The sequence below is a fragment of the Paenibacillus sp. FSL H8-0104 genome (genome assembly GCF_038050215.1).
Lineage (GTDB): Bacteria > Bacillota > Bacilli > Paenibacillales > Paenibacillaceae > Paenibacillus > Paenibacillus amylolyticus.
In genome coordinates, this window is sequence record NZ_JBBOTC010000001.1 from 1,543,488 (window position 1) to 1,556,605 (window position 13,118).

At 45.8% G+C, this 13,118-nt stretch carries 10 protein-coding genes; 7 read left to right on the top strand and 3 right to left on the bottom strand.

Features of this window, described 5'->3' with window-relative positions:
- The first annotated feature begins 230 nt into the window (after nt 1-230).
- Nucleotides 231-578, top strand: a complete 348-nt coding sequence (locus tag NST38_RS06845) for a hypothetical protein (RefSeq protein ID WP_076251481.1) — start codon at nt 231-233, stop codon at nt 576-578.
- 282 nt (nt 579-860) lie between these two features.
- On the opposite strand, the gene NST38_RS06850 is transcribed toward NST38_RS06845, so the two are convergent.
- Entirely contained in the window at nt 861-1,595 is a 735-nt protein-coding gene (locus NST38_RS06850) for a hypothetical protein (protein ID WP_341343867.1), read from the bottom strand.
- 103 nt (nt 1,596-1,698) lie between these two features.
- Complete coding sequence (locus tag NST38_RS06855; protein ID WP_076251485.1) at nt 1,699-4,818, bottom strand: glycoside hydrolase family 2 TIM barrel-domain containing protein; 3,120 nt, start codon at nt 4,816-4,818, stop codon at nt 1,699-1,701.
- A 93-nt stretch (nt 4,819-4,911) separates the two neighbouring features.
- On the opposite strand from NST38_RS06855, the gene NST38_RS06860 reads away from it, so the two are divergent.
- Nucleotides 4,912-5,778, top strand: a complete 867-nt coding sequence (locus tag NST38_RS06860) for a helix-turn-helix transcriptional regulator (RefSeq protein ID WP_256720034.1) — start codon at nt 4,912-4,914, stop codon at nt 5,776-5,778.
- Between the two features lie 5 nt (nt 5,779-5,783).
- On the opposite strand, the gene NST38_RS06865 is transcribed toward NST38_RS06860, so the two are convergent.
- On the bottom strand, nt 5,784-7,838 hold the full coding sequence (locus NST38_RS06865; RefSeq protein WP_076251489.1) for a helix-turn-helix domain-containing protein: 2,055 nt from the start codon (nt 7,836-7,838) through the stop codon (nt 5,784-5,786).
- 495 nt (nt 7,839-8,333) lie between these two features.
- Between NST38_RS06865 and NST38_RS06870 the strand changes: the two genes are divergently transcribed.
- The 5 genes from NST38_RS06870 (at nt 8,334) to NST38_RS06890 (ending at nt 12,967) form a co-directional block, all read left to right on the top strand.
- Entirely contained in the window at nt 8,334-9,554 is a 1,221-nt protein-coding gene (locus NST38_RS06870) for a metal-dependent hydrolase family protein (protein ID WP_076251491.1), read from the top strand.
- 61 nt (nt 9,555-9,615) lie between these two features.
- The gene (locus NST38_RS06875; RefSeq protein ID WP_036668987.1) at nt 9,616-10,782 is read left to right on the top strand and encodes a hypothetical protein; all 1,167 of its coding nucleotides are present in this window, start codon (nt 9,616-9,618) and stop codon (nt 10,780-10,782) included.
- 255 nt (nt 10,783-11,037) lie between these two features.
- On the top strand, nt 11,038-11,973 hold the full coding sequence (locus NST38_RS06880; RefSeq protein ID WP_076251493.1) for a helix-turn-helix domain-containing protein: 936 nt from the start codon (nt 11,038-11,040) through the stop codon (nt 11,971-11,973).
- A gap of 27 nt (nt 11,974-12,000) precedes the next feature.
- Complete coding sequence (locus tag NST38_RS06885; protein ID WP_076251495.1) at nt 12,001-12,489, top strand: DinB family protein; 489 nt, start codon at nt 12,001-12,003, stop codon at nt 12,487-12,489.
- 190 nt (nt 12,490-12,679) lie between these two features.
- Entirely contained in the window at nt 12,680-12,967 is a 288-nt protein-coding gene (locus NST38_RS06890; RefSeq protein ID WP_076251496.1) for a hypothetical protein, read from the top strand.
- Nucleotides 12,968-13,118 lie beyond the last annotated feature (151 nt).

Here is a 13,118-nt window from a genome sequence, read left to right on the forward strand (position 1 = left end):
GAGAGGACAGAAAAAACCTGAAAAAGCAAAGCGTTCGCCTTTATCCACGGATTTTCCCCTTCGGAAAAGGAATCAAAAAAATATGGGGATAACAGCGATTGGAAGGTTATTCTGTCATCGTAGTGTCTGTGTAAATAACTTTAGTTCAACTTATATAGATTAGATATCAGGGATGATTAGCAAATATCATAACTCACATTTTTGGGTATATTCCTAAAAGGAGGGATTTTATGAAATTATTTAAATTGCCATTGATTCTTTGTACTATATTACTTTTAGCTATTTTGTCAGCTTGTGATGCCGATGATAGGTTACACGGAAAGAGCGATAACTGGGATGTTTCTCTACAGAGATCAACAGGGAGCTATAGTATTACTTATATAGGTGATGAAAAGCGTATAAAGGATTTTGTGTTTGACCTTACCGGCAATAATATAGAACAACAGGGGAAAGCGCTTGAAGAACAAGGGGTACCATTCAGTATGTCGGGAACGGCTACTGAGACGGAGAAAACGAAAGATCCAATTACCTTTAAAATGAGTTGGAACAATCAAAGCGAGATTGTAACTTTTGAGTAACTCTCGCATGCGGGAGGTGTTCATCATTGGACTTATGGCAACTATTAATCACCTGGATAGGCATTGTTTGTTGGATTGTCACTTACAAAGATAAGATCAGTAAATGGATACTGTACCCAGTATCACTTTTTTGTATAGTGATCACTTTAATTTTTTGACTTACTAATCAATAAAATAGGAAAATGTTAGATCAGAGACTGTGACTACTGAATTATCCAAAAAAAGTACATATCACACGATAGGCCGTTCCTTCATGGAGCGGCCTTTTTGCACAATCGCATCTTATCTCGCAACAGTTATTTCAAAAGTAGAGTGCTCAGAATCCTGTACGCTGAAGCGATATTCCAATCCATTTCGAACTGTCGCTCCATTAAAATCAGACTGATTCACATCACGACCCAATAGACCGATATCCTGGATGACATCTTGTGCATCGTTATACGTGTACTCACTATTAGTTGTGAGAATGAGTGTAGCGATAGCAGTTAGAAAAATTCCACCTGTTGGTTCGCTCGTATCACCAGTTGCGTACAACCTGACTTCCTGTATGCTCTCATCTGCATTCACTGCACCAACCAAACGCAACTCGTCATTGAATACATACTCGAAAGTGTCAGTGCCCTGCTCGGAAGAGTCTTGTATATTCAAGCGGGTAATACTCAACCCATTCAGTCGGTATTTGCCTACGGCGCCATTAAACTTGTTTTTAAATTCTTCGGTAGTCATGTGGAGGCCAGAAAGTTTAATCTGGGATGAAGGGGTCTGATCTATTTCAGACTGAGTAGAGTTCGAAGATAAAGTCAGCATCCCATACAAGCCTATTGAAGCAATCGCAAAACAGGCCGTTGTCAGAAAAATAAATCTGATCGGCAACCTATTACCTTTGCGAATAGACAAGATCATCCCAACAACAAATCCCAAAAAAGCGATAAAGCCAAAAATGAAGAGAGTGGTAAACAGATATTGCAAATTCTCACCTCGTAATAGAGTAATAGCTGGTACAAATCTTTCTTGCACCTCATTCATTATAATGTTCCCATGACAAAGTTCAAACTCCCACTACTCACTGCCCCAACAAAAAAAGCACTGCCGGCATGCTGCCAGCAGTGCTTGCTTGATGTTATACAGGTCTTACTGTAAAGGTGAAGTGATACGCGCGGTTGGCTGGCAAGGTGTATTCGACATGGGTACGTGCGCTCCAGCTGTCATCTCCGCCAACACCCATTTGTTTGTAATTGATGCGGGCGACAGTCTGTGTGCTCTGAGGTAATTTGTACACATGGTCGTTTGCTTCCAGTTCTTCCGGTGTCCACGGCAACGCATTAATTTCAAAGGGTATAGTGGCTTCAACATGAAGGCCAAGCTGACCATCTGCTGACGTAATTTCTGCAAAGCGTACATCCGTTTTGTTACCACACTCTTGTGGCTTCAGATATGGAACAAATTGATCTCGAACCGCACCTGTGTAATAACCGAGACGTGCACTGGTCAGACGGTCTGCATAATTATCATGCGGGCCTCTGCCGTACCAAGAGATTGTATCCAAGCGGTTATTCAGTTGTAGCAGCATACCAAATTCCGGTAGATCAGGTAAGCCTACGCCTGGAATAAGGGTTTGACTGATTTCCAATACACCATCCGCATCAATTCGGTATGTGATGGACAGCGTACATCCCGGATGTTGATCCCACGTATAATCGGTCGTTACAAGAATACCTTGTTCGTCTGCATGGTGCTCAAAGCGAATTAATCTGCTGGTAGCGTGAGCATCTCTCCAGAAGGCAGAACGCTCATTCAGGCGGTTCCCCATATCATTGTCTGTCATGGCTCTCCAAAAATTCGGCCGGACAGGTGCGAGCAATTGCTCCTGATTGTTAATCTGATAGGATGTTAACGCGCCAGTGGCTGGATTGAAGCTCAACGTGACTTGGCCTGTAGTCACTTTCAATTCATCTTGCAGATCCTGCACCTGCGGCGCATTGTCTTGTCCTTGACGTATCGGTTGGATTGGACGCAATCTCGGAGATACCACGAACTGATCCCAGGCAATCTCATGACCTACTCCTGCCCATTTGGTTGCCACTTTGGTAACCAGAGATACAGTCAGCACCGCTTCCTGGAACAGATCGGAAGATGGCGTATAAGGGATTCGGACTTCAACCGATTCGCCAGGAGGTACCGCGATATCCAATGTACCGTTCTCTACAGATTTGCCATCGTGAGTTACTGTCCATACGAGCGAATATTCGCTCAGATCCGTGAACAGGAACTGGTTTTTGATGCGCAGCAGGCCGTCTTTGACATCAACGGTTTCCATACGAACGTTCTGATAACATTTCTTCACTTCTTCCAGCTTCGGTGTAACCGTCTTATCCGCCAGAATCAATCCGTTCCCGCAGAAATTGCCATCATGAGGAGATTCACCGAAATCGCCACCATAAGCAAAATATTCTACACCGTCTGCCGTAGTGGTACGAATGGACTGATCAACCCAGTCCCAGATGAATGCACCCTGCAACACATCATATTTATCGAACAAATCCCAATACAGATGCAGACCTCCACAAGAATTACCCATGGCATGGCTGTATTCGCAGATAATATAAGGTTTCTTCGGTCCCTTCATGCGCGCGTATTGCTCCACATCTTGTGGGCTGATATACATCGTTGATTCAATATCACTTGCCGAATCGGAAGGGCGATAATGGTAGGTACCTTCATAATGAACGAGTCGTGTTGGATCGACCTGCTTCAGATAATCGTACATGGCAATGAAGTTATCGCCGCCGAAGGATTCATTGCCAAGGGACCAGATGATAACGGACGCATGGTTTTTGTCCCGCTGGAACATCGAGTTACAGCGATCTATTACGTTATTACGCCATTCCGGTTTGCTCGCGGGAATATTGTTTTCATTCATTTCCTTTTGCCCATATTCCCAGGTGCCGTGAGTCTCCAGATTCGTTTCGTCAATGACATAAAGGCCATATTCATCACACAGTTCGTACCAGAGAGACTGATTCGGATAATGGGATGTGCGCACGGCGTTAACGTTATAGGACTTCATCAACTCGATGTCACGGATCATGTCTTCCCGCCCAATGGCTCGACCCTTATCCGGGGAAAATTCATGACGATTCACGCCTTTGAACACAATGCGTTTGCCATTGATTTGCATCAGGCCGTCCTTCAGTTCAAACTTGCGGAATCCGATCCGGCTACGGACTGCTTCCAGTGTTTCGCCTGATTCGTCCTGAATGGACAGCACAAGTGTATACAGGTTAGGGGACTCAGCGCTCCATAGTAGCGGCTTCATAACCTCTGCTGACAACTGGAATGAAAGTTCATCCTCGCCCTGGAAAGTAACGGCCGCAGTAAGTGGTTGCTTCAGCACTGTCTGCTGTTGTGCATCATAGAGCTGCGCCTGAACGGACAATCCGGCAGGGGTCTGCGCGGCATTATGATTAAATAATTTCAAATCCAGCAGTAGCTCCGCATCCTGATACGCGTCATCCAGTTCAGTACGAACAAAGAAATCGGCGATCTGAACCGGTGAAGGTGAATGCAGGTATACACCACGGAAGATGCCGCTTAACCGCCAGAAATCCTGATTCTCCAGCCAGCTCGCATCACACCAGCGATATACCTCCACAGCGAGCTTGTTCTCACCTTCCGTTAGATACGAAGTGATATCAAATTCTGCGGGCGTGAACGTATCTTCGCTATAACCGACCAGCTCCCCGTTCACCCATACATAAAAGGCAGATTCAACGCCCTCAAAATGAAGCAGGACAGGCCGGTCTTTCCAGTCTGCAGGAACAGTAAACGTGCGGATGTACGAACCCACCGGATTATAAGTTGTTGGTGCAAATGGTGGCTTCAATTCAGGCTCACGCTCGACCCACGGATACGTCATATTTGTATAGTGGGGATAATCGTACCCTTGTAGCTGCCAGTTGGAAGGAACAGCGATCTCGTCCCAGTCACTGGCATCATAGTTGTTCTCATAAAAGGATGTAATCCGTTGCTCCGGTGTCTCCGCGAAGGCAAACTTCCATTGACCATTCAGTGATTCGTACCATGGCGATGCGCTGGAATCATTGGACAATGCTTCTGTTATAGATGGAAACGCTACCATAGAAGCATGTGCCGGTAGACGGTTTACTTGAAAAGTCTCGGGATTATTGTTCCATTCCGGGTATCCATTTGCCGGAGGGGTGTGTACCAGTTTCTTTCGCATAACAGCAACTCCTTCTGAAATGTTATAATATTGTCATTATAGAATTGAATTGATACTTAGAGAATAAAGAATATTGCCCATATATATCACAATATGAAACTAACGATGAAGAAAGTGGTGTACTGGATGGATACCCGGATTTTTTTTGGTAAAACAGAAGAAGCTGCTCGCCTGCCGATCTATATGACCACGGTTGGTTACTGGGAACACCAATATGAAACTGAGCGTCCAGAGGGATTCCCGGATTATCAGATCCACCAGATTATTCATGGTCAGGGGAGACTGATTATACAAGAGGACGAGTATATCGTCGGACCGGGTGACGTTTTCTTTCTGTATCCCGATGTTCCGCATCGATATATGCCCATCAGTGACCGTTGGGAACTGGCTTGGGTCTCGTTTCAGGGGAGAGAGGCTAGCCAGTTATTATCTTATGCGGGGATAACCGGTTCACGCGTATGCAGACTCAGGACAGCAACGCTGCTACGTGGCCTGGAGCAACTTCTGGTTAGAGGAGAGAATGGCGGTGATACGGATTACGCAGATTACGATGTGGAGTGTTCCAAACAATTATATGCCCTGCTGCTGGATCTGAAGCCACTACTCATCGCATCCGCCAATTATAATGATGAACTGGAGCGCTTGAAGCCTGTGCTGCGTTATATCGCAGAGCATCTGGATCGTTCGTTTTCGCTGAAAGAACTGGCCGATGTGGCTGTGGTATCTCCCCAATATTTGTGCAGGCTGTTTCAGAGGGCACTCCACACCAGACCTGTATTTTACGTGAACCAAGAACGGATCAATCGGAGCAAACAACTCATGTTCAGTGAGAGAGAGCTTCGAATATATGAAGTGGCTGATCGGGTGGGTTACGAGAATGCCAGTTATTTCTGTGCGATGTTCAAAAGGCATACAGGCATGAGTCCAGAGCGTTTTCGCAAACTGCACGGACTGAATTGATGGAGTTACAATTTTAGTGCTCCACTCGCGGTAGGAGCAACAGAGTACACTTCACTTAAATGACATGCCAGATACACCTTCATCCAACCCTCGGAATCGTTCAGATCAACACCTAGAATCTCCTCTATTTTGCGCAGGCGCAGATACAACGTATTGGTATGAATGTGCAGACGTTCGGCTGTGGCTTGCACAGATCGATTCGCGGCAATGTAGGTTTTGAGTGTGAGTTCAAGCTCTCCTGATTTTTGCTGTTGAAGAGGGGACAGAATTTCGTGAATGTAGTTCTCGATATCGGAAGGTTCCTGGTTCAGAAACAAGCGATTGATCCCGATTTCTTCGTAGAGCATCAGGCCCGCTTTGTTTTGTTTCAGCAGAAAGGACAACGAGCGTGTAGCCTCGTCATTGCTTTTGGACACATACTCAAGCCCTTGATAAAGTCCACCGATACCAATGGATAGGGCAGGAGTCTTAGAGGTGGTCCATTTCTCCACAGCCGTTTCCAGCCTGCTGATGATCCAGTGTCTGACCTTGGGCTCGGATGCAGCAGCCAGAATCGTAATTTTGTGATGTGCGCTGAACAATAGATGTTCGCGGGTGCCCAGCTCCTTTTCGATAAATCCAATCAACTTGCGCACCCAATTTTCAGTTGTTTTCATATCGGGATGTTCCCCATAGAGCTGCAATTGAGCGACGAACAAGGACTGATGGGCTGGCAACTGAAAGCTGGAAAGTCGTGCCTCCAACTGCTGTGGTTCTCTATATTGCACGAGATCGCTGAAGAAATCATGGTTTTTCCGATAGGACATCTCGGTGAGTGAGTAGGTATTCACCATCTCCAGCATCACAATAGCTCCGCCTTGTTCCAAAATCACATGATCCAACTGACCTAACGGATGATCTAATTGGATGGCAAAACAGCCAAGCACCAGAGATCCGTTCACAATGGGATAGAGGTAATAATCGCTATGATCCGTTCCACCGGATAAGGTGATGGGGTTAAACTGACTGTCCAGAGCGGTATAGATATCGAGCTCACTTAGCAAGACACTTTCCGGGATGAGCGGGTACCAGTCATTTCTCGCCATGTCCACATAATAGGTGGGAAGTTTCAGCATCGACCCAACCGTCTCAATGATATGTCCGAGGCTCACATGTTCAATGGAAAGTGCCGTGAATTGATTATGAATTTCATTGCGGCTAACGAGATATCGGTTCGTTTCCAGCAGTTCTGAATACATGGTGGCGTTGGAGATGGCAATGGCTGCCTGATCCGCAAATCCCTGCATCACATTCAGATCATGTGGGGCAAATCGTCTGTTTTGTTCAAATTGGTATACCAGCATTACACCGATTTTGTGAGTATTCATTGTCACGGGAACGGCGATAAGTCCTTTTGCCATAATACCGTCAGGCAGTGAACTTACAATGATATCCGCATTCTCCTGACTAACATTGCCCATATCTTTAAAGGCATCATCCGGTGTGCTATACATTCGGCCAATGCCTTCCTCGTATACTTTTCCCGTAATGCCCTCATCCAGCTCGCCCTGATATTGATACACGCTATCCTGAAAACCGACTTTGGCTCTAGGAATCATCTTGCCAGAGTCCGGATCAACCATCATGAACAGTCCGCAGGAAAGGGAGGGGATGACATGGAGCGCATTCTCCATGATTTTGAGTAACAAATCGTTCAGCTCCAGGGAACAGGTCAGCTCCCGCAGTCCGGTCAACCATCGATCATTGTGTGCACGTTCCTTCTCAATCTGTTGCTTCAGCAGTCCTTCCCGAATCAAAGACTCCAGACGTTCACTCTGTAGCAGGGTAAGTTGCTTCTGGGTATCGATAACCACACGAATGTTGATGTTAGACAAAAAAACAAACGTATACCTGAGAATCTTCCAGGATGACTCAATCTGTTCTTGATCTGTATATTCAGGTAACTCTCCTTCACGCAGCCAGTTATTCCACTGGAAATCATATTCATCCTTGATCCAGATTCCGTACGGAACAGACCCAAAGACTTGAACCATAAATGAGCGAACCGCTTCATGAATCATAGCAAACGTACTCCTTTCGTGTTCACATGGCAAAATGCTTACATATATAACATGATCTTCACCATGCTGTGTGATTTATATTTGTATTGTGTATATCACCATAATTAATATTAGAATGCTGTTGCTATCAACAATGACATTATACATTTGCAACTTATATAATGTCATTAACTTTAACACGATACAATTTCATCGTAGTACAACAGTAGAGCTGTAAATCGAACAGATATACGTAATATTTAAGTTCAACTTAACTTTTTACACGAGAACGGAGAGGACAGAAATAACGTGAAGAAGCAAAGCGTTCGCCTAAAAGCTTTCGCAAGAAAGCTACTTCGGAAGCATACGCTATCCCCGGATTTTCCCTTTGGAGAAGGGAATCAAAAAAAATCTGGGGATAACAGCGATCGGAAGGTTATTCTGTCATCGGAGTGGTCAGTGTAAATATTCTTTAGTTGAACTTACAATCAAGTCTGAAAATGAGGTGGAGTACAGATGAGTCAAATTACTGCTTTTGTAGGTGCATTGTTGATTGATGGACAAGGTGGAGAACCTGTTTCCGATAGTGTGGTCCTGGTTGAGAACGGGAAATTCATAGCAGCGGGTGCAAAAGCAACCGTTCCAATTCCGGAAAATGCCGAGCTTGTTGATGTAACAGGCAAAACGGTGATGCCCGGATTAATCGATGCCCATGTCCATGTACACGGGGCCAAAAATCTGAATATGGCTGCGGTGGCGCTGGAAGCCAATGAACTCCAGATGGGGAGAGCACTTCAGGATCTGCCGAAGCTGATCAACGCCGGATTCACAACCGTCAGGGATGTCGGTAGCCATGTTGCTGTATACATTCGCGATCTGATCAAGGAAGGTGTGGTGAAGGGGCCGCGGATTAAAACTTCCCGTCATATGCTCTCTCAGACGGGTGGACATGCAGATATCCATATGATTCCAACGGAACTGAATATCTTCACCGTGTGTGACGGGGTTCCGGAAGTCATTAAGGCAACACGCACGCAGTTCCGTGAAGGGGCGGATTTCATTAAAGTGTGCTCCACAGGCGGGGTACTTTCGGAGAAAGATGACCCTCGCTGGTCGCAATTCCGCATGGATGAGCTGAAGGCGATCGTGTATGAAGCGGAAGCGGTACAGTCTTATGTGGCTGCACATGCGCAAGGTACACAGGGGATCAAAAATGCGTTGGAAGCGGGCGTACGCACCATTGAACACGGGATCTACATTGATGAAGAAGGCATTGGCATGATGCTGGATCAAAAGGCGGTTCTGGTGCCAACGCTGGCCATTGTACATCGGATCATCAAAGAAGGGCATAAATACGGTGTTCCCGAATTTGGTATCCGCAAAGCCAAAAGTGTATATCAGGAGCATATTGAGAACATGATTATCGCGCGTAAGGCAGGCGTAACCATTGCAGTAGGGACAGACTTCTGCACGTGTGCACCTGTTGAGCATGGCGGGAATGCACTCGAACTTCGATTGCTTGTTGAAGATGTTGGATTTACGCCGATGGAAGCGATCGTAGCCGCAACAAGAGATGCGGCGAGAGCGATGCAGATGGAAGCGGAGATCGGTACGATTGAACCTGGCAAAGCTGCTGATCTGCTGGTATTGAATGTGAATCCGTTGACGGATATTGGACTGCTCGAAAACATAGAGAATATCGAACAGGTCTATTTATCGGGTGAGCGCTTGAAATAAGAAAGATGGTTCTACGTGTACTGAACTGCACTGACAACATAGAGAATGGGGAGAAGCCACCATGTTTAGTCAACCGATATATATCGCCACAGTATTGCTAGTTATTTTAGCTATAGGGGAACTGGTTTCGATCTGGTCCAAAGCGCGAATTCCTTCCTTGCTTGTTATTCTGATCGGATATTTGCTGCTGAACTGGGCGGGGTTATTTCCTAAAGGAGTGGTATCCAGCTCTGCTCTGACGGCGTTCGGGGCTCTCATGGTGGCTCCGCTGATTGTACACATGGGGACATTAATACCGCTGAAATTAATACGTTCCCAATATAAAGCAATACTGATCTCATTGTTCGCATCACTCACGGCGACAGGTCTTATCCTGTTAATCGTATCACCGTTCTATGGTTATCCTACGGCTGTTGCCGGATCAAGTCCGGTTGTTGGTGGCATTATCTCTTATCTGATCACAACCACGAAGTTGCAGGAGATGAATCTGGGTCATCTGATTACAATTCCGGCTGTTATTCTGGGTATTCATTCCCTCGTGGGGATGCCGATTGCAACCAATATGTTGCGCAGATATGCGTTGAAACTGCAGAAGCAGGGCGCTTTTGAGAACAAGGTTGCAGGGGAAGGCCACGTGAACATTAAAGAAGCGAATGCCAAAACATTCCTTCCGCAGCGATTCCAGACCGCACCTATTCTGCTGTTGCTCTTGTTCATTATGGGTAGTCTCTCCATTTATCTAGGTAATGTAACCGGACTTAGCTACAGTATCTGGGCTCTGTTGCTCGGGGTTCTCGGACATCTGATCGGACTGTTCCCATCTCGTATTCTGGATAAAGCAAGTACATCGGGAATTGCCATGATAGGTCTGATCGTAGTCGTTATGACAAGTATGGAGTCGATCACTTTTGATGCGGTGGTTAGTTCCATTATTCCAGTGTTGTTCATTATCGCAATCGGTGTAATTGGGGTGCTGATCGGTGGATTTGTTGGCTCCAAGTTGTTCAAATGGGACCCGCTCAAAGGTCTGCCTGTGGCACTGACTGCACTATTCGGTTTTCCGGGGGACTACATTATCTGTGAGGAAGTAAGCCGTTCAGTTGGACGTGATGAAAATGAACGCAAAGCCATCCTCGATGAGATTTTAACGCCAATGCTGGTAGGTGGATTCACAACGGTCACAACAGCATCCGTGTTAATTGCGTCCATACTGATCAAGACACTTTAAGAGGTTGTCAAAAACGGTCTTTTTGAACACTCACTATAAGAAAAATTGATGTTCTTTTCATCCCAATTTCAGTTTCCATTAAGGTTGGGAAGGTAAGATAAGTCTTGTAAACCCCTTCTCGTGTTAAATAGATGTGTGACTGGCCCTATCGGATTGTCCTCCGGTAGGGCACTTTTTTTCTTCATTTCTGCGGTTGGTGGTATGATAGATGAATACATAATGTGTAACCAACTCTAGTGACCGGAGGATGGAATTGTGGATCACAGTTTGCACCCGTTGTTTAAGCCTATTCAGATGAATGGAACGTACCCTAACAGTTATTATGTTGAGAAAGTACCTGCTACTGGTCTGATGGCTTATGTGGCCTGTTATTGGGAATCAGGATCTCTTCCGAACACACATGCGGATGTTGCTAAGAGAGAAGGTCCAGAGCGATCGATGACGACAGTACCTGCCCGGGTATTACCGGATGGTTGCACGGACATGCTGATTACATACGACCCGGTCTGTTCAAAGCACTCCTATGCTTACTGTGGCAATTATACACAGCCATTCGCTGTACCTGAGCCAGCCGATGATGGTTCCCCTGCTGGAGACTACACCTTTGGTGTCCGGTTCTTCCCGGGTGGAGCGCATGTCTTCCATGGCATGCCTCTGGAGTGGTTTACGGATAAGCGAATTGCACTTCAGGAATGTTGGCCGGAGAAGCTGAACGGGCTTCAGGAACGGATGGCCGAAACGAATCATTTTGCAGAGCGAGTAGAGGTTATGAATGCGTACTTGAGTCCGTTGCCCGTGCAGGCAAGCACATCGGAGAACAATGTGATGAAAAACGTGCTGCACCGCATCTTTATCGATGGGGGACGTATGAGTGTCCAAGAGCTGGCGATGCGTGAAGTGATCAGTGAGCGGCAGCTGCATCGAAAGTTCTCGGAGTGGGTCGGAATCAGTCCCAAACGGTTCAGTGAGGTGGTTCGTTTTCATCGTGTGTTGAGTGATATTCATCAAGGGAACACGGCAGACTGGGCAATGCTTGCCCAGAATCATGGATTTTTTGACCAAGCCCATCTAATTCGGCAATTTCGCAAGTTTTATGGAGAGACTCCGCTGACGGCAGCCAGGGAGCATGGCAGAATGTTGTCCGATTTGTACAATAGATCTGTAGCACCTTCGGTTATACTGAAGTCGTGAGAATAAAAGATAAGGGAGACATCATATATGAATGGAACATTGCAGATTCGGGATCACTTGTTAAATGAATTGGAAACAGGCGTACGGACGGGGGCTTCGTTAATTCGCTTGATCCGTTCGGAGGATTGGTCGTATCGTCCACAGGAGAATATGCGTTCATTGGTGGAGCTAGTGCATCATTTTATCCAGATTACCGCATCGGATCTTGCCATTATGCAGGAAAAAGGTGAAGCTGAGGTTGGGCTGGTAGAGAATAGCCTGTCGGGGATTGAGGATATCGAGAAGCTTGAAGCAACATTATGGAGCAATTTCGAATCCTACAAAGCCTATATCAAAGGATTGAGCGAAGACGACTTTTTAAATCGTTCAACAAAAGCTTTTTATATGGAACATGGTCACTTGCAGGTTCAATGGCAGATTGAAATGGTAACGCATGTATTCCATCACCGTTCGCAGCTGTATAACTATCTCAAGCAGCAGGGCCATGAACTGAACTTTTTCATGCTGTATGCGTAATTAAACCTGTAATATTAAAGTAAGCTTAGTTGGCTCCACCGGATGGTCCGGTGGGGCTTTTTTTGCGTACATTCGTCTATCAATCTATGGAGTCTATCAAAATTGGACATTATGACCCTGGTAATTCACCGTTGCTTTAATAGATTTCAAGCATAGAATACCGTATCAAAGCAAAAAGGAGGTGATTTCAATGGCCATCCTTTTACCGATACAAAATTACAACCTTCCTGCCGGAGCAGGCAAGTCCTACTACGAAAACCTGGCAGGAGGCACAAATGCCAGCGCTACAGTGAACAACGCTGGACCTTTTCCGGTATCTCTCGTGATCACACGTGTTAATGCACCAGTAGTCACTTACGTTGTTCCTGTAAACAGCAGCCTTACCATTTCTGCAGGTGGAGTTCTGGTGTTTGCCTTGTTAGCTAACCTTGGAGGCGCAGCTTCCGGAACAATTCAATTCGCCGTAGCAGATTTGTAATTGATGTGGACTGGATTGGAATGGCCTCTGTCGGACATCTTGTCGGCAGGGGTCTTCTTTTTTTTATGTGGAACCTTCTGGATTGAAAGTGATATTATACTAGAGTCTTATTATTTGATTAATAGGTTGTTATAAGAATGAATTTCTTATA